Source organism: Kitasatospora sp. NBC_00240, assembly GCF_026342405.1.
GTDB lineage: Bacteria > Actinomycetota > Actinomycetes > Streptomycetales > Streptomycetaceae > Kitasatospora.
Genome location: NZ_JAPEMU010000001.1, coordinates 4,207,981 through 4,232,595 on the forward strand (window position 1 = coordinate 4,207,981; position 24,615 = coordinate 4,232,595).

Below are 24,615 nucleotides of genomic sequence, written 5' to 3' on the forward strand. Positions count from 1 at the left end.
CGCCCCGAACGACCGGACGTGTCCGCGATCCGGCCACCTCTCGGACGCGAGCCACCCACCCACCTATGCTGGTCGCGTCGGACAGCGCGGTCCGCACGCGTCACCGTCACCCAGGTGACAAGAGCCGTTGCCGAACCCCACCACCACAGGGAGCCAGCCGTGACCGCTCCGGTCCCCACCCCGGCGGACAGTCCCAACGCCGCCGCAGGTCCGATCGCAGACAACGCAGCCCTGCGCGCGGACATCCGCCGCCTCGGCGACCTGCTCGGCGAGACGCTCGTCCGTCAGGAGGGCCCGCAGCTGCTGGGCCTGGTCGAGCAGGTCCGCCTGCTCAGCCGCACCGACGGCGAGGCGACCGCCGAACTCCTCTCCGACATCGACCTGGAAACCGCGGGCAAGCTCGTCCGCGCCTTCTCCACCTACTTCCACCTCGCCAACGTCACCGAGCAGGTGCACCGCGGCCGCGAGTTCGCGACCCGCCGCGCCCGCGAGGGCTCGCTGCTCGCCCAGACCGCCGACCAGCTCGCCGAGGCCGACCCCAAGCACCTCGAGGACACCCTCGCCCACCTGGCCGTACGCCCGGTCTTCACCGCACACCCCACCGAGGCCGCCCGCCGCAGCGTCCTCAACAAGCTCCGCCGGATCGGCGAGCTGCTGGAGCGCATCCACCGCGAGCACGTCGCCTCGGGCCTCTCCACCACCGACCCCGCCCGGCACTCCTCCGCCAAGCGCCAGGCCGACCGCCGCCTCGCCGAGGTCATCGACCTGCTCTGGCAGACCGACGAGCTGCGCATCGCCCGCCCCGAGCCCACCGACGAGGCCCGCAACGCCGTCTACTACCTGGACGAGCTGTACCGCGACGCCGTCCCCGAGGTCCTCGAAGAACTCCACGAGGAGCTCGCCCGGGTCGGCCTCACCCTCCCCGAGGGCGTCCGGCCGCTGACCTTCGGCACCTGGATCGGCGGCGACCGCGACGGCAACCCCAACGTCACCCCGCAGGTCACCTGGGACGTCCTCAACCTGCAGCACGAGTACGGCATCAAGGACGCCCTCGCCGCCGTCGACGACCTGCGCAACTCCCTCTCCACCTCCGAGCGGCTCGCCGGCGCCTCCGTCGAACTCCTCGCCTCCCTCAACAACGACCTCCACCTGCTCCCCGAGCTCAGCCCCCGCTACAAGCGGATGAACGCCGAGGAGCCCTACCGGCTCAAGGCCACCTGCGTGCGCCTCAAGCTGGAGAACACCCGCGAGCGCCTCGCCCACGGCACCCCGCACGTCGAAGGCCGCGACTACCGCGGCACCCGCGACCTCGTCGCCGACCTGCGGCTCATCCAGGACTCGCTGCGCAGCCACCGCGGCGAACTCATCGCCGACGGCCGCCTCGCCCGCGCCATCCGCACCATCGAGGCCTTCGGCCTCCAGCTCGCCACCATGGACGTCCGCGAGCACGCCGAGGCCCACCACCACGCCCTCGGCCAGCTCTTCGACCGGCTCGGCGAAGAGGCCTGGCGCTACGCCGACATGCCCCGCGAGTACCGCCAGAAGCTGCTCGCCAAGGAACTCCGCTCGCGCCGCCCGCTCGCCCCCACCCCCGCCCCGCTCGACGCAGCCGGCACCAAGACCCTCGGCGTCTTCAACACCATCCGCGAAGGCTTCGAGCGCTTCGGCGACGAGATCGTCGAGAGCTACATCATCTCGATGTGCCAGGGCGCCGACGACGTCTTCGCCGCCACCGTCCTCGCCCGCGAGGCCGGCCTGATCGACCTGCACGCCGGCATCGCCAAGATCGGCATCGTCCCGCTGCTGGAGACCACCGACGAACTCCAGGAAGCCGACCGCATCCTGGACGAGATGCTCTCCGACCCCTCCTACCGGCTGCTCGTCTCCCTGCGCGGCGACATCCAGGAGGTCATGCTCGGCTACTCCGACTCCTCCAAGTTCGGCGGCATCACCACCTCCCAGTGGGAGATCCACCGCGCCCAGCGCCGGCTGCGCGACGTCGCCCACCGCTACGGCATCCGACTGCGCCTCTTCCACGGCCGCGGCGGCACCGTCGGCCGCGGCGGCGGCCCCTCCCACGAGGCGATCCTCGCCCAGCCCTGGGGCACCCTCGAAGGCGAGATCAAGGTCACCGAGCAGGGCGAGGTGATCTCCGACAAGTACCTGCTGCCCTCACTGGCCCGCGAGAACCTCGAACTCACCATCTCCGCCACCCTCGCCGCCTCCGCCCTGCACACCGCGCCCCGCCAGGCCCCCGAGGAACTGGCCCGCTGGGACGCCGCCATGGACCAGGTCTCCCAGGCCGCCCACGACTCCTACCGCGCCCTCGTCGAGCAGGAGGACCTCCCGAAGTACTTCTTCGCGGCCACCCCCGTCGACCAGCTCGCCTCCCTGCACCTCGGCTCCCGCCCCTCCCGCCGCCCCGACTCCGGCGCCGGCCTCGACGGCCTGCGCGCCATCCCCTGGGTCTTCGGCTGGACCCAGTCCCGCCAGATCGTCCCCGGCTGGTACGGCGTCGGCTCCGGCCTCGCCGCCGCCCGCGCGGCCGGCCTCGGCGACGTCCTGGACGAGATGCACGGCCAGTGGCACTTCTTCCAGAACTTCCTGTCCAACGTCGCCATGACGCTGGCCAAGACCGACCTGCGGATCGCCCGCCACTACGTCGAGCAGCTCGTCCCCGCCGAACTGCACCACGTCTTCGACCAGATCGTCGCCGAGCACGAGCTCACCCTCAAGGAGGTGCTGCGCCTCACCGGCGAGAGCGAACTCCTGGAGCACAACGAGGTGCTGAAGCAGACCTTCGCCGTCCGCGACGCCTACCTCGACCCGATCTCCTACCTCCAGGTCGCCCTGCTGCGCCGCCAGCGCGAACTCGTCGCCCAGGGACGCCCCGAGGACCCGCTGCGCGCCCGCGCGCTACTGCTCACCGTCAACGGGATCGCGGCCGGCCTGCGCAACACCGGCTGACCGCACCCGCGCACGACCGCACGTATCGCGCCCGCCGGCACCCCGCCGGCGGGCGCGCTGCCGTCCGGGGGCCCGCCCGGCCGGCCCCCGGCGAACCCCCAAGGCCCCGGACAACACACCGGGCCGGCCCCGGTCACCCGGAAACCGGCCCACGGCCGTACGTCCACCTCACCACGCCACGCCACGCCACGCCGGGCGGGCGGCACCACGGCCGCTCACCGGGCACCGCGACCGGTCACCGGTTCAGTGCTGCTCCAGCACCCCTGAACGGCGGCGCTTCAGCCACAGCGCCGCACCCCCGGCCACCACCACCAGGCCGCCGCCCACCGCGACCAGGCCCGCGTCCCCGCCGACCGAGTCGCTCAGCACCGGCGCGAACTCCGCCGAGGCCGGCGCCGGGGAGGAAGCCACCCCCGTACCGGGCTCCGAGCCCTCCGCGTGGGCCGGGCCGGCCATCGAGATCAGCACCCCCACCGCGCCCGCCGTACCGACCCGCCGGCCGAGCCTCGCCAGCCGTACCACCCGCGTGCGACGCAACCGCCGCACCCGCCGCAAACTCCGCATCGAGCACTCCCCAGACCCCATCGCGTACTCGACCGACCGTATCCGATCCGCCCCACGCGTCCCACGCCGGACCGGACGAGCACGGCCAAGCGTTGTAACACCGTTGCGTACCCCGCACGGGACGCCCCGGCCCACCGCGGAGCACCCGCACCGACCCGCGCCCGACACACCGGCAGCCGGAACGAACCGGCCGGACCACCGGCCACCGCGACGCCCACCCCGCCGCCGGCACCGGTGGAATGACACCCGGTCAGGAGTTGTAGTTCGCCTGCGCCCGCTCCAGCCCCTCCGACACCAACGCCTCCACCGCGTCGGCGGCCCGGTCCACGAACCAGTCCAGCTCCTTGCGCTCCGCCGCCGAGAAGTCCTTCAGCACGAAGTCCGCGACCTCCATCCGCCCCGGCGGCCGACCCACCCCGCACCGCACCCGGTAGTACCCCGGCCCCAGCGACTTCGTCATCGACTTCAGCCCGTTGTGCCCGTTGTCACCACCACCCAGCTTCAACCGCAGGGTCGCGTAGTCGATGTCCAGCTCGTCGTGGACCGCCACGATCGACGACGTCGGCGCCTTGTAGAAATCCCGCAGCCCGGTCACCGGACCACCCGACAGGTTCATGAACGTCATCGGCTTCGCCAGCACCACCCGCTGCCCCGCCAGCCGCCCCTCCGCGACCTGCGCCCGGCTCTTGTGCGCCTTGAACTTCGCACCCATCCGCTGCGCCAACAGGTCCGCCACCATGAACCCGATGTTGTGCCGGTTGCGGGCGTAGCCCTCCCCCGGGTTGCCCAGACCGGCCACCAGCCAGGGCCCTGTGTACTCGTCGTCGCTCATCAACCGCTCCTCAACGTGCCGTCCAGCACATCATCCCGGACACACCGCTGCCCCGGCCCTCCATGGCGGCGGAGGGCCGGGGCAGCGGTCTCAAGCAGGGGGTGAGGCTCAGGCCTCGGCGGCCACGGCCTCGGCGGCCTCGGCGTCGGCGTCGGCCTGCGAGGCCTGGGCGCCGATGACCTGGAGGACGACGGTGTCGGCCTCGACGGCCAGCGTGGTGCCCTTCGGCAGCGCGATGTCACCGGCGGTGATCGAGGCACCGGCCTCCAGGCCCTCGACCGAGACGGTCACGGACTCGGGCAGGTGGGTGGCCTCGGCCTCGACCGGCAGGGAGTTCAGAACGTGCTCGAGCAGGTTGCCACCGGGGGCCAGCTCGCCCTCGGCGATGACCGGGATCTCGACGGTGACCTTCTCGCCGCGCTTCACCAGCAGCAGGTCGACGTGCTCGATGGTGCGCTTGATGGCCTCACGCTGCACGGCCTTCGGGAGGACGAACTCGTCCTTGCCCTCGATCGGCACGACCAGCAGGGCGTTCGGGGTCTTCAGCGCCATCATCAGCGCGTGGCTCGGCAGGTTCAGGTGCACCGGGGCGTGGCCGTGGCCGTAGACGACACCGGGGACGAAGCCGGCGCGACGGGCACGACGGGCGGCACCCTTGCCGAACTCGGTACGGGTCTCGGCGTCAAGGCGGATCTCGGACACGACTGCACTCCTCGGAATAAGAACTGGCGCGGGGGTGCAGGCAACGCGAAAAAACCGCCGGGACCACACCCACAAGTACGTTTGGGGGTCACTCGGCGGCCTACGACCTCTGCCAGGAACCGGCAGAACCGGCCTGAGCAGCGCGTCGATCACGGAGCGCACACCCGCAGAACAGGCACACGACATCCCTCGCCGAGCAGTCTCACGAGTCTAACCGCACCGGCAGTCAACCGTGAAATCGACAGCGGCCCCGGCCCCGAAGGGACCAGGACCGCCGCCGAACAGATCGTCAACGCCCACCCACGCACACCCGACGGCTCACCGCCGGGGCGCCGGCAGGCACCCGGACCCGAAGAATCAGTGCACGCCCTCGAAGAGGCTCGTCACCGAACCGTCCTCGAACACCTCGCGGATCGCGGCCGCGATCGACGGCGCGATCGACAGCGTGGTGATCTTGTCCAGCTGGATCTCGCCCGGCGTCGGCAGCGTGTTCGTGAACACGAACTCGCTCACCCGCGAGTTCTTCAGCCGGTCCGCCGCCGGACCCGACAGCACACCGTGCGTCGCCGCCACGATCACGTCCGCCGCACCGTTCTCGAACAGCGCGTCCGCCGCCGCACAGATCGTGCCCGCCGTGTCGATCATGTCGTCGACCAGCACACAGACCCGGTCCTTGACGTCACCGACGACCTCGGCCGACAGGATCGTGTTCGCCTGCGTCATGTCACGACGCTTGTGGATGATCGCCAACGGCGCACCCAGACGGTCCGACCACTGGTCCGCCACCTTCACCCGGCCCGCGTCCGGCGACACGATGGTCAGCTTCGAGCGGTCCACCTTCTCGCCCACGTAGTCCGCCAGCAGCGGCAGCGCGAACAGATGATCCACCGGCCCGGAGAAGAAGCCCTGGATCTGCGCGGTGTGCAGATCCACCGCCATGATCCGGTCCGCACCCGCCGCAGCCAGCAGGTCCGCCACCAGACGCGCCGAGATCGGCTCCCGGCCCAGGTGCTTCTTGTCCTGCCGGGCATACCCGTAGAACGGCAGGATCGCGGTGATGCTGCGCGCCGAAGCCCGCTTCAGCGCATCGATCATGATCAACTGCTCCATGATCCACTGATTGATGGGAGCCGTGTGGCTCTGCATCACGAAGCAGTCCGCACCACGCGCCGAATCCAGGAACCGCACGTAGATCTCACCATTGGCGAAGTCCAGCGCCTTCGTCGGGACGAGCTCGGTGCCCAACGACGCGGCCACCTCCTTCGCCAGCTCAGGGTGGGCACGGCCGGAGAAGAGCTTCAGCTTCTTCTCACCCGACGTCGTGATCCCGCTCACTGCACCGTCTCCTCGTGTTGCTTACGCACATGAACCCGCCGCACCGCGGGCAGGCAACCACCTGAAGCGATGAAGGTCGGGGATTGGCGGTACGCCCCAGCACAGGCCGAAAGCCCAATGGCGCACGTATGACCTCCAGGTTACGCGCCCGAGCGATAAGCGTCCGCTCCGGTACCAGCCCTCGGACCCCCCGACCAGCCCCGTCAGACCCCGGCCACCCCATCAACCCCAGCACCCGCAGCGCCCGCCGCCGCAGCCGCCTCCGCCGACGACGTCCCCGGACGCTTCCGCTCCACCCAACCCGGAATGTTCCGCTGCTGCGCCCGGCTCACCCCCAACGCACCCGCCGGCACATCGCTCGTGATCACCGAACCCGCCGCCGTGTAGGCACCGTCCCCGATCGTCACCGGCGCGATGAACATGTTGTCCGAACCCGTACGGCAGTGGGCCCCGATGACCGTCCGGTGCTTGTTCACCCCGTCGTAGTTCACCGTCACCGAAGCCGCACCGACGTTGGTGCCCTCACCGATCGTGGTGTCCCCGATGTACGACAGGTGCGGCACCTTCGCACCCTCACCCAGCTCCGAATTCTTGATCTCCACGTACGTCCCGACCTTCGCCTTGCGGGCCAGCACCGCCCCCGGACGGAGATACGCGTACGGCCCCACCGACGCCGCCTCACCCACCACCGCACGATCCGCCGTGGTGTTGCTCACATGCGCCCCCGCACCCACCCGGGTGTCCTTCAGCGTCGAGTTCGGACCCACCTCGCACCCCTCACCCAGATGCGTCGAACCCTGCAACTGCGTGTTCGGCAGCACCACCGCGTCCGGCTCGTAACTCACCTGCACATCCAGCCACGTCGACGCCGGATCCACCACCGTCACACCCGCCCGCATCGCCCGCTCCACCAGGCGGTCGTTCAGCAGCCGACGCGCCTGCGCCAACTGCACCCGGTCGTTGATCCCCAGAATGTCCCGGAAATCACCCGCCACCACCGCACCCACCCGGTGACCCCCGGTCCGCAGGATCTCCAACGTGTCCGTGAGGTACTCCTCACCCTGCACGTTGTCCGTCGTCACCCGCCCCAACGCCTCCGCCAGCAGCTTCGCGTCGAACGCGTACACCCCCGAGTTGATCTCCGCGATCGCCCGCTGCGCGTCCGTCGCGTCCTTCTCCTCGACGATCGACGCGACCGCGCCGTCCACGTCGTCCCGCAGGATCCGCCCGTAACCGAACGCGTCCGGCACCACCGCCGTCAGCACGGTCACCCCGTTGCCCTGCTCCTCGTGTGCCCCCACCAGCGACGACAGCGTCGACCCCGTCAGCAGCGGAGCGTCCCCGGTCGTCACCACCACGGTGCCGTCCAGCTCCACACCCGACTCCGCCAGCGCCTCCAGCGCCGTCCGCACCGCGTGGCCGGTGCCCTTCTGCTCCACCTGCACCACCGAACGCGCCGCCGGGTACCCCGCCGCCAGGTGCGCCTCCACCTTCTCGCGCATGTGGCCCACCACGACGACCAGCTGCTCCGGGCCCAACTCCTGCGCGGCAGCCACCGCATGGCCCACCAGGGACCGTCCGCACACCTCGTGCAGCACCTTCGGCAGGCTGTTCGACTTCATCCTCGTCCCGCCGCCGGCGGCGAGCACGATGACAGCGGCAGGGGAATTGGCACTCACGCTGGAGGCTCCTCGGTCGGTTCGCAGAGAGGGCAGAACAGCCTGAGGCTCAGCGAAAGCGCACGTCCGTGCCTCGGCGCTACGAGGATAACCGGGGGGCGGAAACGGCCTGCTCGCGATGCACACACGAAGGGGTTAGGGCTCCCCGGGCAGGAATCGAACCTACGACCACCAGATTCAAAGTCTGGGCGCCCATGCCAGCAGAGCAACCGGGGATGGCAAGCACACCCTACGGCTTTCGCCGCGCCGTCTCCACCACTATGCGGGACCACCACCCCTCGATCCTGCGATAGAGGTCGGCACTGTCGAGCACACTGACGACGAGGCACCCGCGGTAATTGTCACCGACGTTCTTTCGGACCGTCGTGGGATTGTGGCGCTTGAGCGTGGAGCGGCTGAGCCGCTCCACCGGCACCTCGGCCAACCCCGCCCAGAACAGCTCTGCGGCTGCGACGTCGGCGCTTTCGTGGATTGACACACGCAGCCGCCACCGCTCCTCGCCGAACCCGAGCAGACGCAGCCAGGACAGGTACACCGACACCACGTCGGGGTCACTGTTGATGAAGGCGGCGCTCTCCCGGCGGTCGTAGGGCTTGTCCTTGCTCCCCTCCGCCCAGTACAGGGCGATGCCGACCAGGAAGAGGTCGCGATCACTCAACGGCCCGATCTCCGCCGCGGCGGCTGCCTTGGTCGCCCTGCGCTCCTCGTCCCGCTGGGATCGAACCGGCCCCCAGCGGGTCTCGGCCGCACGGCGCATGCGGTCCCGGCGTATCCCGTCCGCGTTCGGCACCGGAACGTCCCGCACCCAGAGCGATATGGAACTCTTCGAGACCCCCGGCGCAGCCTGGATCTCGTCGTACGTGCGGCCCTCGGCGCGCAGGCGGCGGGCGGTTTCGCGGTGTTCGGTCCTGGCTCTCATGGCGGTGAGTCTGGCGACCCCTGGTGGGGCTACTGGCGGGTTTCGGGGTCGACCATCCGTTCGGGTGAAAACGCTAAAGCCCTGTTGGGATCACTCGCGGCGCACTTCCCTTGGAGGTGCCCGTCAACCTACGATGCCGTAGGTTACGCCTACGTAGGCTCCCCTCCCCCTCCCTCTAGGGATGCCCCATGACTGTCCAGGCCGGCCAAGAACGCACCTCGCCGCCCGACCCCTCGCCCCAGCAGCTGATCTCCGCCACCCGCGGCGGTGAGAAGCAGGGAGCGGCCGAGCGGATCACGCTCGCGTTGTTCATCGCCGTGCCGTTCGTGGCTCTGCTGGCCGCCGTGCCGGTGGCCTGGGGCTGGGGTCTGGGCTGGCTCGATCTCACGATCGCGACGGTCATGTACTTCGTGGCCTGCCACGGGATCACCATCGGTTTCCACCGCTACTTCACCCACGGTGCCTTCAAGGCGAACCGGGCGCTGCGCCTGGCCCTGGCGGTGGCGGGGAGCCTGGCGATCGAGGGGCCGCTGGTGCGCTGGGTGGCGGACCACCGCAAGCACCACCGCTACAGCGACAAGGAGGGCGACCCGCACTCGCCCTGGCGCTACGGCGAGAGCGTCCCGGCCCTGCTGAAGGGCCTGTGGTGGGCGCACATGGGCTGGCTCTTCGACGAGGAGCAGACCCCGCAGGCGAAGTACGCGCCGGACCTCATCGCCGACCCGGCCATAAGGGCGATCTCGCGGCTGTTCTGGCTCTGGACGCTGATCTCGATGCTGATTCCGCCGCTGGTGGGCGGGCTGGTCACGATGTCCTGGCAGGGGGCGCTGACGGCGTTCTTCTGGGGCTCGCTGGTGCGGGTCGCGCTCCTGCACCACGTGACCTGGTCGATCAACTCCATCTGCCACGCGATCGGGGACCGGCCGTTCAAGTCGCGGGACCGCTCGGGCAACGTGTGGTGGCTGGCGGTGCTCTCGTGCGGGGAGTCCTGGCACAACCTGCACCACGCGGACCCGACCTCGGCCCGGCACGGTGTGCTGCGCGGGCAGATCGACTCGTCCGCCCGGTTGATCCGGTGGTTCGAGCAGGCCGGCTGGGCACGGGACGTCCGCTGGCCGGACGCGGAGCGGATCGCCGCCCGCCGCGCCGCATGACCCGTCGGCTGCAGCATGATGTAGGGGTGAACGGGAGCAACGGAGACAGCGCGGACGGCCGGCGGACTTCGCGGACGGGGGCCGCGACGGGTGCCTCGCCCGGTCGGCGTGCCGCTGCCCCGGCGGCCCGGCCGCGCGGCGGCCGGGTCCGGATGACCGGCAAGCAGCGCCGTGAGCAGCTGCTCGACATCGGGCGCTCCGTGTTCGCCGAGCGGGGGTACGACGGGACGTCGGTGGAGGAGATCGCCGAGCGGGCCGGGGTGTCGAAGCCGGTGGTGTACGAGCACTTCGGGGGCAAGGAGGGGCTGTACGCGGTGGTGGTCGACCGCGAGATGCAGCTGTTGCTGGACATGGTGACGGGGGCGTTGACCGGGGGGCATTCGCGGGAGCTGCTGGAGCAGGCGGCGTTCGCGTTGATGGATTACATCGACACGTCGACGGACGGTTTCAAGATCCTGGTGCGGGATTCGCCGGTGGCGCAGTCGACGGGGACGTTCGCGTCGTTGATCAGTGACATCGCGACGCAGGTGGAGGACATTCTGGGGCTGGAGTTCAAGGCCCGGGGGTTCGATGCGCGGTTGGCGCCGATGTATTCGCAGATGTTGGTGGGGATGGTGGCGCTGACGGGGCAGTGGTGGCTGGAGGTGCGTAAGCCGGGGAAGGCTGAGGTCGCGGCGCATCTGGTGAATCTGGCCTGGCACGGCCTGGAGGGTATGGAGCGGCATCCGAAGCTGGTGGGTGACCGGAAGACCTGAGCGGCGCCCGGGTGGGTGCCGGTCGCCCCGACTCGGTTCCGGCGGAGTCAGTTCCGGACGGCGACGGCGAAGATCCGGCGGAACGGGAAGACCGTGCCGTGCGGGGCTGGGGGGTAGGCCTCGCGCAGGAGGGCGCCGTACTCGGCGAGGAAGGCCGTCCGGTCGGCGGGGTCGGTGAGCCGGCTGAGGACGGGGCGCAGGGCGGTGCCCTTGACCCATTCGAGGACGGGGTCGGGGCCGCTGAGCAGGGTGCTGTAGGTGGTTTCCCAGACGTCGGCGGTGCAGTCGGCGCCGGTGAGGGTGTCGAGGTACTCGGCGGGGGTGTGGACGCCGGCGCGGGTGGCCTCGCGGCCGAGGAGACGTTGCCAGCGGGGGGTGCGGCGGAGTTCGGTGAGCAGGGTGTGGCTGGGGGCGTCGAAGTTGCCGGGGACCTGGAAGGCGAGGGTGCCGCCGGGGCGGAGGGCGGCGGTCCAGGTCGGGAGCAGGTACAGGTGGCCGTGCTGGGTGGTGGGCCCGGTGGGGTCGGGGTTCAGCCATTGCAGGGTGGCGTTGCTGACGATGAGGTCGGGGTGGTCGGGGGCGGGGTCGTAGGTGCGGGCGTCGGCGAGGAGGTAGCGGGCGTGGGGTTCGCCCTGGGTGCGGGCGGTGGTGAGCATGTCGGGGGAGTTGTCGATGCCGGTGAGGTGGGCGTGGGGCCAGCGTCGGCGCAGGACGGCGGTGGAGTTGCCGGGGCCGCAGCCGATGTCGAGGACGGTGGGGGTGCGGGGTTCGGGGAGGGTGTGGACGCGGGCGAGCAGGTCGTGCAGGGGCCTGGTTCGTTCGTCGGCGAACCTGAGGTACTGCGCGGGGTCCCAGTGCGTGGTGGTCATGATGTCCTCACAAGTATCTCGATATCAAGATATCCATCGGCAGCATGCGCTTAACATTTCTCGACGTCAAGAGACTTCACATCGACACAACCCCCGATACACTGATCGTCATGGAGGACGAGGTCGACCGCCTGGTCGCAGCATGGCGCCGTGAGCGCCCCGACCTCGACGTGGAACCACTTGAGGTGCTCAGCCGGGTCAGCCGGCTCGCCCGGCACCTGGACCGCGCCCGCCGCACCGCCTTCGCCGAGCACGGCCTGGAGCCCTGGGAGTTCGACGTCCTGACGGCCCTTCGGCGGGCCGGGTCGCCGTACCAGCTCTCCCCCGGGCAACTGCTCACGCAGACCCTGGTGACCTCCGGGACGATGACCAACCGGATCGACCGCCTCACCGGCAAGGGCCTGGTCAAGCGCCTCCCCGACCCGGACGACCGCCGCGGCGTGCTGGTCCGCCTGACCGACGACGGCCGCGACCGCGCCGACCAGGCCCTGGCCGGCCTGCTCGCGCACGAGCGGGCCCTGCTCGCCGAACTGTCGGCCGGCCAGCAGGGCGAGCTGGCGGGACTGCTGCGCCAGTTGGTCGCCCCCTTCGACAACGTCCCCGGCTAACCCCTCCCCGGCGGCCCTCCCCCGACGGCCTTGTGCCGGCGGCCCTTCCCCGGTGGCCCGGCCCACCCCGCGAACCTGAGCCCCGGCAGCGTGCGGCCCGGAACCCGTCGGCGCCCGGGCACCACCTGGGTGTTTCAGCCCGTGCCCGGTGCGGGGGTCGAGCCGACCGGCGGCGGGGCGGGATGGGTGCCCGGGTCCGGGGGGCTGACGCCGGCCCGGCGGGCGACCGCCACCGCGGCGAGGGTGGAGTGCACACCGAGCTTGCCGAGCACGTTCTGCATGTGGGTGCGGACGGTGTGCGGGGAGAGGTAGAGCCGTTCGGCGACGGCCTGCCGGCCGAGTCCGGCGACCATGCAGCGCAGGATCTGCTTCTCGCGAGGGGTGAGACTGTCGACCAGGCGCTCGCTCTCGGTGCGGTCGCGCCGGGCCGTGGTGAGCTCCCGGATGACCCCGGTGAGCAGGGCGGGCGGGAGATGGGTCTCGTCACGCAGGGCGCCGCGGACGACGGCGGTGAGGCGGGCCAGGGAGCTGTCCTTGGCGACCCAGCCGCAGGCTCCGGCGTGCAGGGCGCGGGCGGCCCGGCGGGGGTCGTCCGTCTCGGCGAGGACGACGGCGCGCAGACCGGGGTGGTTGCGGCGGGCGCGGGCCAGCAGAGTGATGCCGTCGGGGGGCGGAGTACCGCTCTCGGTGGGGCGGCGGGGGGCTTCGGCGGATGCCGATGGCTCGGCGGCCCGGGGTGCGGCGGGCGGCGGCGCCGTGCTGCCGGCGCCCGGGGGCGGGGCGGCGCCGGAGTGGGCGGGGCGGCGGGGCGGGGGCACGCCGGGCAGGACGGGCAGGACGGGGGCCGCCGGCGGCGGTACGAGGCCGGGCTGTGCTGGGCCGGGCTGTACTGGGCCGGGCTGCGCGGTTCCTGGCTGCGCCGGGGCGGGCGGCTCGAAGGGGATCTGGGCCGGCCGGCGGACGGCCGGGGGCGACGACCCGGTACCGAGGTCGGCGTCGACGAGGACGACGTCGAACGCGCGGCCCTCGCGGGCCGCGCGTTCCAGTGCTCGTTCGGCCGCGCCCGCGCTTCCCGCGGCGCCGACCTCGATGTCGCTCTCGGCGGCCAGAGCCGCGGCCAGGGCCTCGGCGAAGATGCGGTGGTCGTCGACCACCAGGACGCGGATCCGTCCCACTTGTCACTCCCCCCTGCCAGGGCGCTGCCCCCACCCGGTGGCGCAATCAGCGTACGGGGTAGGGGGCGACCTGGTGGGGGTTCGGTGAAGTTTCGCCCGGAGAGGGGGAATTGGGCATTCGGCGGCCGGGGCCGCGGCCCGGGCCCGACGGTGCGGGGTGCCCGGCCGCGGCCCGGTGCCCGGCGGTGGGGTGCCGGCGGGGTCGGTCGGCGGGGTCAGTCCGCCTGCTGCCCGGCGGCCCGCTCCACGGTGAAGCGCCAGGCGTCGGCGACGATCTCGTCGAGCTCCGGGCGGCGCGGGGTCCAGCCGAGCGATTCGTGGGCGCGACGGGCGGAGGCCACCAGGACGGCCGGGTCGCCCGGGCGGCGCTCGGAGGTGACCACCGGGATCTCGCGGCCGGTGACCCGGCGGACGGACTCGATGACCTCGCGGACGGAGAAGCCGCTGCCGTTGCCGAGGTTGCAGATCAGGTGCTCGCCGGACCTGGCGGCGCCGAGCGCGAGCAGGTGCGCCTCGGCCAGGTCGGCGACGTGGATGTAGTCGCGGATGCAGGTGCCGTCCGGGGTCGGGTAGTCGTCCCCGTAGACGGCGATGTGCGGGCGCTGCCCGAGGGCGGCCTGGAAGACCAGCGGGATGAGGTGCGACTCGGGGTCGTGCCGCTCGCCGTAGCTGCCGTAGGCACCGGCCACGTTGAAGTAGCGCAGCGAGACGGCGGCCAGGCCGTGGGCGACGGCCTCACTGGTGATCAGGTGGTCGACGGCGAGCTTGGTGGCGCCGTAGGTGCTGGTCGGGGAGGTCCGGGCGGTCTCGGCGATCGGGACGCTCTCGGGCTCGCCGTAGACGGCGGCGGTCGAGGAGAAGACCAGCTTGCGGACGCCGGCCTTGCGCATCGCGGAGACCAGCTCCAGCGAGCCCGCCACGTTGTTGCGCCAGTACTTCTCCGGGTCCTGCACGGACTCGCCGACCTGGGAGGAGGCGGCGAAGTGCAGCACGCCCTCGTAGGAGGAGTCCAGCACGTCGGCGGCGTCCTGGATGCGGCCCCGGACGAAGTCCGCACCGGCGGGTACGCCCTCGCGGAAGCCGGTGGAGAGGTCGTCCAGGACGGTGACCTGGTGGCCCGCCTCCAGCAGGTGGGCGGCCACCACGCTGCCCACGTAGCCGGCGCCACCGGTGACCAGGTACTTACTCATGTGCTGTGACCTCCCGCAGGCGGTCCGCGCCCGGGGCGACGGACCGGTGATGAACGCTTCGCCAGGCCGGATCGCGCCCTGGCGAGGAACTTGGGCCCTACCGTACGACGGATTCCCGGCGGCTCCGGTTGCCCGGGAGCCGGGCCGGGGATCGCCCTACATCAAACATAATGAAACATTTATCATCATCAGACAACATTCAGAGCGCCGGGAAATCTGCGGAGGTACCAGGACGATCCTGGGCAGATCCGGACCAAGCGGCGCAGCGGGTGAAGCCTCGGGCGGCGCGCGGTGCGCCGCGGGAGGCAGGAGACAGCGGGCGGCAGGAGACGGCGGGCGGCACGGGGCGGTGGGAGGCCGTGGGCCCTGGGAGGTGTGGGCCGCGCCGGGAGGGCGGGGCCGGTCCGTGGGCCGGGGCCTTGGACGCCCGGGGCGCCGCCGAGCGGCCGCGGTGCCCGCCGTTCGGGGCCGGTCAGCCGCCGGTCATCCGCTCCAGCAGTCCGGTGCGGGCCGCCACCGCGGCCGCCTCCAGCCTGGTCCGCGCGCCGAGCTTGGTCAGGACGCGCTGCACATGGGTGCGGGCGGTGCTGGCGGCGATCCCCATTCCGGCGGCGATCGCCTGGGTGTCCTCGCCCTCCGCGATCCGTACCAGCACCTGGATCTCACGCCGGGTCAGCGAGCGCAGCAGCCGCAGGGCCTCGTCGTCCGGATCGGCGGTCGGGCGCAGCAGTTGGTCGAAGGCGCCGCGGAGCAGGTCGGCGGTGACGGCGGCTTCGCCGCCGCGGACCCGGGCGACGGCTCGTTCGACGACGTCGATGCGTTCGTCGCTGCGGACGTAGCCGGCCGCGCCGGCGGCGAAGGCGGCGGCGACGCCGCGTAGTTCGCCGAGGGGGCCGAGGACGATCACGGCGATCTCGGGCCGTTCGCGGCGGATCCGCCGGACGACGTCGAAGGCGCCGGGCTCGCCGGGGCCGGCGATGCCGAGCAGGCAGACCTCGGGTCGGCGGCCGGCGAGCAGGTCGAAGGCGGCGCCGGCGGGTGAGCCGACGGCGAGCAGGCGGTGTCCGCGGAGCTGGAGGGCGGTGGCCAGTGCTTCGGCCAGCAGTCGGTGGTCGTCGACCACTACGAGCCGAACACCCACGGTGCCCTCCTTGTCCCGTCCGGCGGTGCCCGTCGCGCCCGTTGCCCGGCCGGGCGGGGCCGCTCGGTCGGACGGGCCGCGCATGACGCACCATCAGAGCGCATTCCGTACGCGATCCGCCAGGGTGCACCGTGCGGGTGCTTCGTGCGGGTGCTCCACGGTAGCGTCCGGAACGCGAAGAAGGACCCTCGCCGTTGGCGAGGGTCCTTCTTTTCCGAGCCCCCATGCGGAATCGAACCGCAGACCTTCTCCTTACCATGGAGACGCTCTACCGACTGAGCTATAGGGGCGAACCGGTCGAACAAGGAAGACAGTACAGGGTGGTCGGCCGGAAAGTGAAATCGGTGGCCGTGGCAGGTTCAGGCGGTGCGGTGGGGGTGCCGCGCGGGGTCGTCGGCGTCGTCGTGGGCGTCGTCGTGGGAGGTGTCGTGGGAGGTGTCGAACTCTTCGCAGGCGACGAGCATCGCGGGGGTGTTGAGTTCGGTCCAGCGGCCGAGCGGTGCGACCAGGTCGGCGAGCTCGCGTCCGCGCGGGAGGAGGCCGTAGACGACGCGGGGCGGGGTCTGCGGGTGGACGGTGCGGCTGATCAGGCCGTGCCGTTCGAGGGTGCGCAGCGATTGGGTGAGCATCTTGCGGCTGACGCCGCCGACGGCCCGCTGGAGTTCGGAGAAGCGTTGCTCGCCGAGTTTGCCGAGGCTCATCAGGATCAGGAGTGACCATTTGTCGGCGAGTTCGGCGAACATGCCGCGACTGGGGCAGAAGCGCCCGAAGACGTCGAGTTCCTGCTCCTCGCTCTGGCACTGCTCGTCGTTCTGCCCAACTTGCCCCTTGCTGTGGGCCTGCCCCTTGCCGTGGGCCGGCAGCGGCGGGTGGGCCGGGGTGGATTCCTGTGTGCGGCCCGGTCGGGCGGGGGTCGGCGTCCGCTCCTGGATGGTCATGGGACCAGGGTAGCCCGCCGGTCTCCGATCCAGCCTTGGTAACCAATAGAGACCTGGTCTATATTGGAGACCGCCGAGCGGGGTGACCCCGCCGGTCCCCGTACTGCCTCCCCCTCCGACCCAGGAGTCGCTTCGCCATGACCACCACCAGCCCCGCCGCCGTCCGGCCGACCGTCGCCATCGCCTTCCACTCCGGATACGGCCACACCGCCGTCCTGGCCGAGGCCGTCGCCCGGGGCGCCGGCGCCGCGGGCGCCACGGTCGTGACCGTCGCCGTGGACACCATCACCGACGAGCAGTGGGCTCAGCTGGACGACGCCGACGCGATCGTCTTCGGCTCGCCGACCTACATGGGCACGGCCTCCGGCGCCTTCCACGTGTTCGGCGAGGCCAGCAGCAAGCGCTGGTTCGCGAGCGCGTGGAACGACAAGGTGGCGGCCGGCTTCACCAACTCGGCGTCCAAGAGCGGCGACAAGGCCGGCACGCTGGGCTTCCTGCAGACGCTGGCCGCCCAGCACGGCATGCACTGGGTCAACCTCGGTCTGAAGCCGGGCTGGAACGCGTCCACCGCGAGCGAGTTCGACCTCAACCGGCTGGGCTTCTCCAACGGCGCGGCCGCGTCCACGCCGTCGGACGGCGGGCCGGAGGCGGTGCACAAGGCCGACATCGCGACCGCCGAGCACCTGGGCGAGCGGGTCGCGCGGCACACCGCCGTCGTGCTGGCCGGACGGGCCGCCCTCGCGGCCTGAGGTGCCCCCGGGCACGGCCCGGGTGCCTGGGCGGCCGCCGGCCGGTCCGGTCGGTCGGTCGGTCCGGTCGGTCCGGTCGGTCGCCGCGACTGCTTCTCGCCGCCGGGCCCGTACGAGGTACGGGCCCGGCGGCTCGGTGCGTCCCGCCCGGCCGCGGCGGCGCGTTGCGCAGATCGTCCGGGCGCGGATCGTCCGGGGGCGCAGATCGTCCGGGCGCGGTACGTCCGGGAGCCCGGTGGGCCGGGGAGCGCGGTGGGCCGGGGAGCCCGGTGGGCCGGGGAGCACCGGTACCGCTCGGCGCGCGGTCCGGCTTGAGGTCCGGCCCGAGGTCCGGCCCGAGGTCCGGCCCGATGCCCGGTCAGGCCCCGGGGGCCGTCACGCGGAGCGCGGCGAGGCCGAACGGGTCGGCCAGCAGCAGGATCCCGTCCGGGGTGATGTCCGCGGCCACCAGCGAACCCGGCGGCAGGGCCAGGGAGGTCACCGGCTCCTGCGCCGAACCGCCCCAGACCCGGACCTGGTCGGCGCCCGAGCTGAGTGCGAAGCGGGCCGCCGCACGCTGCTCCTCCCCCGGCCGGGCCAGTCGCTCGGCCTGCGGGAGCGGCGTACCGGTGGCCGCGTCGAAGCCCACCAGGGTGCTGCCCTCCGCCGTCGGCAGGGCCGCCACCACCGCGGGCGCGCCGTCCGGGCCGTACGCGGCCGTCACCGCCGTGATCTCGGGCAGCGGCTGCCACCAGAGCGTGCGCCACGGCAGGCCGGGGCCGAGGTCCAGGCCCGGCAGGCCGTCCTGGTGGCAGGCGTAGTCGAGCAGGCCCGCCCGCTGGGCCGGGTGGAGTTCGGCTCGGGTGAACTGCGGGGCCAGCCGCAGCCAGGTCCGCGCCACCGGCGGCAGCTCCGCGCCGGTACGGGCGAGGTGCTCCACGGCGGCGCGCAGCAGCACCTGCGGGGTGTGCACCAGGAATCCCGGGTCGGCGAGCAGTTCGGGCAGCCGGCCCGCCTCCAGGGCGTGTGCGGTCAGCTGCTCGCGGACGTAGGGGGCGACGCCCGCCCAGCGCTGCGGGCCGCCGGCGGGAACGTCCTCGAGCAGGACCCCGGTGATCCGCCGATGGGCCTCCAGCGCGGCGGTGCCGAGGCGCTCGCGCAGTTCGGCGCCGACGGCGGGGTGCACCAGCCGGACGGCGGGCTGCCCGTCGTCCGGCTCCGTCCGGCCGGGCTGGCCCGGCTCGACGAGTTCGAAGAACGGCGCCAGCAGGGTCTGCCCCTCCAGCAGGGTGCGGGAGAGGTCGCGGCCGGCCACGGCGGAGGCGAGCCGCGCCCACAGCGGCAACGGCAGCACGGCCCCGTCCCGGGCCAGCGCGAGCGGTGTCAGCAGCCGCCGGAGCGTCAGCTCGTGGGTGCCGCAGCGCTCGGCGTGCAGGTCCAGCGCCTCGCCGACGCTCCGGGGCAGCTTCGGCGGACCGCCCCCGGGGGTGACCCGCATTGACGAGGCCGCCAACCGGACCACCAGGGCGTTGCCGGCCGTCCCGGCGAGGCCGGCGGCGAGCCGCTCGACCTCCCGCGCGGACGGCGCGAACGGGAGCCCGCCGCCGAGCGTGTGGGCCGCCTGCAGGGCCAGCCCGGGCGCGTCGGCCCAGGGCGCCTCGTCCAGGTCGATCACCCGCACCTGGTCCGGGGGCAGCTGGTCGGCGAGCCAGTACGCCTGTGCGCGGGGCAGGTCGGCGAGCAGCCGGACGCCCGGGGACTGCGCCAGCGGGCTGAGCACCGCGCGGGTCGCCCGGACGGCCTCGTCGCGCACCCGCAGCACACCGACCCGGTCCACGTCCGGCACCACGATGGTCACCGGGTTGCCCTCGTCGAGTGCGGCGAGCTGCTCGTAGACCTCCGCGGTGAGCCGGGCCCCGGGCGCCAGCACGTCCGCGAGACGCAGCAGCAGCTGGTCCGGGGTGAGGCCGGCGGCGCCGAACACCAGCGGGCCGGGCCCGGTCGCCGACGGCACGGTGGCCGGGTCGAGGACGGTGAGGTCGATCCGGCGGCGGAAGACCGGGTCGCAGAGCATCAGGAACCCGCCGACCAGCCGCGACCGGCCACTGCCCGGATCCCCGGTCAGCAGGAGCACCTTGGGCTCCCCCGGGCCGGCCGCATGCCAGGCGGCCAGTGCGCGAAGGGCCTCCGCCCGGCCGCCGAGGTGCGGGTGCGGCTGGTGGCGGGGGGTGGTCGGGCCGGTCATGCGGGCTTCTCCCTCGTCGCGATGGGGGCCATCGCGGCGTCGGACCGGGCGCGCCCGGGCCATGCGCTGCCGGCCTTCCCGTGGACCCCCGTGGCCAGGCCCCCGTGGCGCCCGGCCCGCCCCACGGAACCGGACCGGCCCTGGACGCACCTGACGGACCGTGACCTGATCTGTCCGCCGACCAGCGTAGTGGCAGCCGGCCGCCCCGACGGACAGCGGGGCCGGGGGCGGTCGCGCCCGCACCGCTGCGGGGCCGCGGGGCGGGGAGGCGGGACGGCTACCAGTCGCGCCAGGCGTCCGTGATCTCGTGCCGCCCCAGGCCCTGGCGGGCCGCCAGAGCCCCGACCTCCACGCCGGCCGCGATCAGCACCTCGTCGATGTACGCGCAGAGCCGCTCCCGCTCGTCGGTCTCGTACGCGGCACCGTCGTGCTCCTCGTTGACGGCGTTGAGCGCCAGCACCACCCGCTCGACAGCGCCGAGGACCCGCGCGTCGGCCGGAGCCGCGCCCCAGGCCGCCGCCTCCTCCTCGAACGCCGCCAGCACGACGTCGGTGGCCGCCAGCATCGTGTCGGGAAACAGCTCCGCCAGGTACGCCTCCGTCGGGTCGAGCGTGCCGGCGGCCAGCTCGGCGGCCTCCTCCGCCCGGTGCCGGCGCCAGTGCGCGGTCGGGCGGGCGGGCCGTGCTCGGGTGTCGTCCATTCCCCGGAGGCTAACGGCGAGGACCGACAGCGCGGGCTCGCGCTGCCGGTCCTGGTGGTCCTGGTGGTCCCGTGTCCGGTACCCGGGCGTTACCGGGCGTTACCGGGCGTACGGGTTGTTCGCCGGCGGATCGGCCGGCGGCCCGTACTGCGGCGGGGGCGGGGGCGGGGTCCCGTACTGCGGCGGCCCGGCCGGCGGGCTGTACTGCGGCGGCGCGGCCTGGCCGTACGGGGCCGTGGGAGCGCCACCCGGGGCGCCCGGGCCGCCCTGCGGCGGAAGCTGGCCACCGTACGGGGCACCGGCGGGCGTGGGCTGCGGGGCGGCAGCGGATCCGGCACGGCGGCGGCGCATCAGCAGCACCACCACAACGGCGATCACCGCCAGAGCTGCCGCCGAACCGCCGATGACCAGCGGCAGGTTGCCGGAGTCGCTCTCGGCGGCCTGGCCGGTGACGGGGAGGTCGACCGGCTCGCTGCCCTCGCCGGGGGTGCCCGATGCGGACGGTGCGGGCGTCGCCTGTCCCGTCGCGGGCGCGGTGGCCGACGGGGCCGGGGTGGCCTCGCCCTCCATCTGGCCGATCAGCGGACTCACATTGGCCGGACCCGGGTCGCCCGGGGTACTGAGCGCGATCCGGGGCCGGACGGTGCCGTAGCCGATCAGGTCGGTACGGGCCGAGCCGTCCTGCGGCTTGCCCGCGGTGTTGATCAGGACGCGCAGGATCTGGTTCGGACTCCAGTCCGGGTGGACCGACCAGAGCAGCGCGGCGGAGGCGGAGACGATGGCGGTGGCGTCGGACGTGCCGTGGGACTTGCAGTAGCCCGAGGGGCCGGTACAGGGTCGGTAGATGTCCTTACCCGGCGCAGCGAGATCGATCTGGCTGCCACGCTCGGACTCGTCGGTCACCACGCCGTTGCGGTCGGTCGCGGCTGCGGCGACGATCGTGGGCAGTGCCGCCGGATACATCACGGGGTTTCCGTCCTGGGCACTGTTCCCAGCACCGGCGATGACCATGGATCCCTTGGAACTCGCGTGGGCCACGGCTGCCTTGAGGCCGGAGATGTCCGCTTCGGAGAACCCGGACGCCGCGCCGGCCTGAGAGATGTTGATGACCTTGGCATCTTGGTCCGCCGCGTAGACGATGGCCTGGTCGATCTCCTTGAGAAACTCCGTATTGGTGACAGTTGCCCCCGAGTTTCCACTGTTCTTGATCTTCAAGGGAAGGATCTTGACACCCGGAGCCAGTCCGAAGGCACCCTTCCCACCCAGGCCCTTGCCGGTTCCGGCGATGATTCCGGCGATGCCGGTTCCGTGGCCTTCCTTGTCGTCACCAACCCCACCCGGAAGGCCGCTGAAGTCCTTGCCCGGCAGGAACTGCCCCACCAGGTCCGGGTGGTCCAGCTTGAACCCGCTGTCGATCACCGCGACGGTGACGCCCGCGCCCTTGGTGGTCTGCCACATCTCAGGGGCCTTCATGGCGTCCAGGTGCCACTGCTGGTCCCGGATCGAGTCGACCGCGGCGGCCGGGGTGGCCACCAGGCCCACCACCGCACCCGCAGCCAGCAAGGCCGCGGCGAGCCGCCGCCCCCGCGTTCCCGCGTCCGTCCGCCGCATCACATCTCCCTCGTCGATCTCCCCGTGGTCCCGGGGCCGGTGGGCCCCGGGACGGATCTGCCCGGCCACGGGGTCGATTCCCGTGGCCGGGCAGGTGGTCCGGCCTTACTCAATCACGCCGGGATTGCTCTGCGGGGTTCCGTTGGTCCAGGTCTCTTCGTCCTCGTGCAGGTAGTCGGCACGATTGCGGCGCTCGCGCTCGCTGCGACCGGCGCCGCCCTGGCCGCCCATCATCCCGCCCTGCCCGCCACGGGCACCCGAGGCACCCCCGGCCGCGCCACCGGCGCCGCCCGCGGCACCCGCGCGGTTGCGCAGGCCGCTGCCGCCCGGGGTGAACTCCCCACCGGCACCGGGGCCCTTGCGGCCGCCGACCGTTCCGCCGGCCGTCGAGGTCAGGCCACGGCCACGGCCGCCGGCGGAACCGCCGCCGGCGCCGCCCATGCCGCCACCCATACCGCCGCCCATACCGCCAGGGGTCCCGGCGCGTCCGGCCTGCGCCTCCTTGGCACCGAAGACGTTGCCACCGGTCGTACCGGCGCCGCCCGTGCCACTACGGCCACCGGTACCGCCCGCGCCGCCGGCGCCGACCGTTCCGGATCCGCCGCGGCCGGGGATGCTGCCCGCGCCGCCGATCTTGCCGCCGCCACCGCCACCGCCGGCACCTCCCTTGCCCGGGATGAAGCCGCCGCCGCCACCGCCGGGGATACCGCCGGGAACCCAGCCGGCGCCGCCGCCGGGGATGGTGCCGGTGCCGCCACCGGGGATCGTCCCGCCGCCACCGCCGGGCAGCGGCGTCACGGGGATCGTCCCCCCGGGCTGGCCGGTCCTGGGCGGTCCGGGGATGCTGTTGAGGTCGGTGCCGGGGTCGTTTGTCCAGGGGAGCGTCCCGGGCGGGCGATCCCCTGGCAGCGGCACCGGAACGGGGGTGGGGTCGATGTGTCCGGGGGGTGTGGGACGCGGCGGGGTACCAGGAACCCAGCCACCACCGCCACCGCCCCCACCGCCCCCACCGCCGCCGCCGCCGCCGGGGATGCTGCCGCCCCCACCGCCACCGCTGCCGGAGCCCCTGCCGCCACCACCGCCCGAGCCGGTGCCAGTCCCGGAACCTCCGCCACTGGGGTCGACCGGAACATTCTCACCGCCGTCAACGCTGCCCGGCGGCGGCTTCGGGGTCTCCGGCATCGACAGCGCGTTCAGCTGCGAAGCCGCCATCTGGTACGTCTGCGCCAGCTTCTCCATCTCGTGGATGGCTTCCTGGTGCGCCGCGACGACCCGCTTCTGGGCGGCCTGCGCCTCCGCGTCGGTGACCCAGTCGGAGTCGACCATGTTGGCGGCCTTGTCCGCCGCGGTCGCGCCGAACAGGCTGCCGACGGGGCCGAAGAGGCCGCCGGCGGCCGCGCCGGCGCCCTTGACCAGGCCGGTCGGCTGGTCCTTGTGCTTGCTGACCGCCGCCATGTCCGCCTTGGGCACCTCGGGGATGCCGTGCTTGGCGCTGGCGAGCGCCTGGCCGACCTGCTCGACGACCTGGCCGGTGACGCGCGAGGCCTCGCTGATCTCGCCCGCGGTCCGGTGGACCTTGGTGGCGAACTGCTTGAAGGCGTCCGCCGCCGCACCCTCCCAGTCCAGCTGGCCGAGGTGGGCCGCGAGCACCTTGCTGATCTCCTCCAGGGCCTTCGCCGCGCTGGAGATCTGGTTGCCGCGCTCGGAGACCTTCGCCGGGTCCGAGTTGGCGATCATGGCCTTGAGCTTGGCGTGATCGATGCTCTCGAAGTTGGTACCGCCTGCCATCACTTGCTCCCCGTGTCAGTGAACCGCCCGGCCATCAGTAACCCCCGGCGCCCGCACCCGTGGCCGGAGCCGGGGTGCTGGGGGCGGACGGGGCGCTCGGCCGGCTGGATGCCGCGGCGGACACGTTCGGGACGCTCACGCCGGTGTAGGACTCCGCCTGCCGGGCGACCGTGTTGATCGTGTTCGCCTGCTCCTCCTCGGTGGCCCCGTAGTTGGCGGCCGTCTTGGCGAGCGCGGACGTCATGCCCTCGATCTGGACGGCCAGGCCCTTGACGAGTTCCTGCAGGCCGTTGAACGTCCGGTTGTACGCCGTCATGAGGTCCGCCGACTCGGCGAAGCCCTCTCCGAGGTTCCCCTGGTTCAGCTGAAGCTGGGACAGCTGGGACGCCGCCGCCGGCGAGGAGCTGAGGGCCTGCAGCAGTTCCTCCGCCCGCTTCTTGAACGTGACCAGGGTTTCCAGTTCCATCCGGACGCTCTGCGCCCCGTACGTAGCGACCAGCTGGGCAGCGCCCATGGCGGCGGCGGCAACGCCGCCGACCGCCCAGCCGATCGCATCCGCCGACGGAGTGCCGCCGCCACCGTCTGCAGCAAGGTTCACCACAGCAATCCACCTCTCCCCCGCGTGCGGGCAGCCCCTCGGCTGCCACACCGCAACACACCATCACCTACGAAGTCCGGTACAGCTTCTCGGCGTACGACCGGTCGGGCCGGCCGT

General features: G+C 72.8%; 21 protein-coding genes and 2 tRNA genes. 5 read left to right on the plus strand and 18 right to left on the minus strand.

From position 1 onward, the window contains the following. Nucleotides 1-213: 213 nt before the first annotated feature. The gene (ppc, locus tag OG689_RS17700) at nt 214-2,967 is read left to right on the plus strand and encodes a phosphoenolpyruvate carboxylase (RefSeq protein ID WP_266327233.1); all 2,754 of its coding nucleotides are present in this window, start codon (nt 214-216) and stop codon (nt 2,965-2,967) included. Between the two features lie 243 nt (nt 2,968-3,210). Here the strand turns inward: ppc and OG689_RS17705 are convergent, their stop codons facing one another. The 7 genes from OG689_RS17705 to OG689_RS17735 form a co-directional block, all read right to left on the minus strand. Beyond that, the gene (locus OG689_RS17705; protein WP_266321503.1) at nt 3,211-3,531 is read right to left on the minus strand and encodes a hypothetical protein; all 321 of its coding nucleotides are present in this window, start codon (nt 3,529-3,531) and stop codon (nt 3,211-3,213) included. A 250-nt stretch (nt 3,532-3,781) separates the two neighbouring features. After that, entirely contained in the window at nt 3,782-4,363 is a 582-nt protein-coding gene (pth, locus tag OG689_RS17710; RefSeq protein ID WP_266321504.1) for an aminoacyl-tRNA hydrolase, read from the minus strand. Between the two features lie 108 nt (nt 4,364-4,471). Next, nucleotides 4,472-5,065 (minus strand): 50S ribosomal protein L25/general stress protein Ctc, encoded by a 594-nt coding sequence (locus OG689_RS17715; protein WP_266321505.1) that lies wholly within the window; start codon nt 5,063-5,065, stop codon nt 4,472-4,474. A gap of 357 nt (nt 5,066-5,422) precedes the next feature. Then, complete coding sequence (locus OG689_RS17720) at nt 5,423-6,400, minus strand: ribose-phosphate diphosphokinase (protein WP_266321506.1); 978 nt, start codon at nt 6,398-6,400, stop codon at nt 5,423-5,425. Nucleotides 6,401-6,603: 203 nt separating this feature from the next. After that, complete coding sequence (gene glmU, locus OG689_RS17725) at nt 6,604-8,079, minus strand: bifunctional UDP-N-acetylglucosamine diphosphorylase/glucosamine-1-phosphate N-acetyltransferase GlmU (RefSeq protein WP_266321508.1); 1,476 nt, start codon at nt 8,077-8,079, stop codon at nt 6,604-6,606. A 141-nt stretch (nt 8,080-8,220) separates the two neighbouring features. Continuing rightward, nucleotides 8,221-8,295 (minus strand) — tRNA-Gln (locus tag OG689_RS17730). Nucleotides 8,296-8,308: 13 nt separating this feature from the next. Next, on the minus strand, nt 8,309-8,998 hold the full coding sequence (locus tag OG689_RS17735) for a hypothetical protein (protein ID WP_266321510.1): 690 nt from the start codon (nt 8,996-8,998) through the stop codon (nt 8,309-8,311). 188 nt (nt 8,999-9,186) lie between these two features. Here OG689_RS17735 and OG689_RS17740 point away from each other — a divergent pair, with 188 nt between their 5' ends. Then, entirely contained in the window at nt 9,187-10,152 is a 966-nt protein-coding gene (locus OG689_RS17740) for a fatty acid desaturase (RefSeq protein WP_266321512.1), read from the plus strand. Between the two features lie 26 nt (nt 10,153-10,178). Next, complete coding sequence (locus OG689_RS17745) at nt 10,179-10,907, plus strand: TetR/AcrR family transcriptional regulator (protein ID WP_266321514.1); 729 nt, start codon at nt 10,179-10,181, stop codon at nt 10,905-10,907. A gap of 47 nt (nt 10,908-10,954) precedes the next feature. Here OG689_RS17745 and OG689_RS17750 read toward each other — a convergent pair whose 3' ends face one another. Further along, nucleotides 10,955-11,776 carry a methyltransferase domain-containing protein gene (locus OG689_RS17750; RefSeq protein ID WP_266321516.1) on the minus strand — a complete coding sequence of 274 codons (822 nt, stop codon included), beginning with the start codon at nt 11,774-11,776 and terminating at the stop codon, nt 10,955-10,957. A gap of 110 nt (nt 11,777-11,886) precedes the next feature. Between OG689_RS17750 and OG689_RS17755 the strand changes: the two genes are divergently transcribed. Continuing rightward, the gene (locus OG689_RS17755) at nt 11,887-12,384 is read left to right on the plus strand and encodes a MarR family winged helix-turn-helix transcriptional regulator (RefSeq protein ID WP_073924928.1); all 498 of its coding nucleotides are present in this window, start codon (nt 11,887-11,889) and stop codon (nt 12,382-12,384) included. Nucleotides 12,385-12,518: 134 nt separating this feature from the next. Here OG689_RS17755 and OG689_RS17760 read toward each other — a convergent pair whose 3' ends face one another. The 5 genes from OG689_RS17760 to OG689_RS17780 all read right to left on the minus strand — a co-directional run bounded on the left by OG689_RS17760 (nt 12,519) and on the right by OG689_RS17780 (nt 16,828). After that, nucleotides 12,519-13,559 (minus strand): LuxR C-terminal-related transcriptional regulator, encoded by a 1,041-nt coding sequence (locus tag OG689_RS17760; protein ID WP_266321518.1) that lies wholly within the window; start codon nt 13,557-13,559, stop codon nt 12,519-12,521. A 215-nt stretch (nt 13,560-13,774) separates the two neighbouring features. Continuing rightward, the gene (gene galE / locus OG689_RS17765) at nt 13,775-14,749 is read right to left on the minus strand and encodes a UDP-glucose 4-epimerase GalE (RefSeq protein WP_266321520.1); all 975 of its coding nucleotides are present in this window, start codon (nt 14,747-14,749) and stop codon (nt 13,775-13,777) included. Between the two features lie 472 nt (nt 14,750-15,221). After that, nucleotides 15,222-15,890, minus strand: coding sequence for a LuxR C-terminal-related transcriptional regulator (locus tag OG689_RS17770; RefSeq protein ID WP_266321522.1), 669 nt, complete (start codon nt 15,888-15,890; stop codon nt 15,222-15,224). A 217-nt stretch (nt 15,891-16,107) separates the two neighbouring features. Next, nucleotides 16,108-16,180 (minus strand) — tRNA-Thr (locus OG689_RS17775). Nucleotides 16,181-16,249: 69 nt separating this feature from the next. Beyond that, complete coding sequence (locus OG689_RS17780; RefSeq protein WP_266321523.1) at nt 16,250-16,828, minus strand: helix-turn-helix domain-containing protein; 579 nt, start codon at nt 16,826-16,828, stop codon at nt 16,250-16,252. 137 nt (nt 16,829-16,965) lie between these two features. Between OG689_RS17780 and OG689_RS17785 the strand changes: the two genes are divergently transcribed. Then, nucleotides 16,966-17,577, plus strand: a complete 612-nt coding sequence (locus OG689_RS17785) for a flavodoxin family protein (RefSeq protein WP_266321525.1) — start codon at nt 16,966-16,968, stop codon at nt 17,575-17,577. 358 nt (nt 17,578-17,935) lie between these two features. On the opposite strand, the gene OG689_RS17790 is transcribed toward OG689_RS17785, so the two are convergent. The 5 genes from OG689_RS17790 to OG689_RS17810 form a co-directional block, all read right to left on the minus strand. Beyond that, complete coding sequence (locus OG689_RS17790; RefSeq protein ID WP_266321527.1) at nt 17,936-19,801, minus strand: ATP-binding protein; 1,866 nt, start codon at nt 19,799-19,801, stop codon at nt 17,936-17,938. Nucleotides 19,802-20,078: 277 nt separating this feature from the next. Continuing rightward, entirely contained in the window at nt 20,079-20,501 is a 423-nt protein-coding gene (locus OG689_RS17795; protein ID WP_266321528.1) for a hypothetical protein, read from the minus strand. A 99-nt stretch (nt 20,502-20,600) separates the two neighbouring features. Then, nucleotides 20,601-22,181: a type VII secretion-associated serine protease mycosin gene (gene mycP / locus OG689_RS17800; protein ID WP_266321530.1), complete on the minus strand. Its 1,581-nt coding sequence runs from the start codon at nt 22,179-22,181 to the stop codon at nt 20,601-20,603. A 36-nt stretch (nt 22,182-22,217) separates the two neighbouring features. Beyond that, entirely contained in the window at nt 22,218-23,900 is a 1,683-nt protein-coding gene (locus OG689_RS17805; RefSeq protein WP_266321531.1) for a WXG100 family type VII secretion target, read from the minus strand. Between the two features lie 34 nt (nt 23,901-23,934). Next, nucleotides 23,935-24,498 carry a hypothetical protein gene (locus tag OG689_RS17810; protein WP_266321533.1) on the minus strand — a complete coding sequence of 188 codons (564 nt, stop codon included), beginning with the start codon at nt 24,496-24,498 and terminating at the stop codon, nt 23,935-23,937. Nucleotides 24,499-24,615 lie beyond the last annotated feature (117 nt).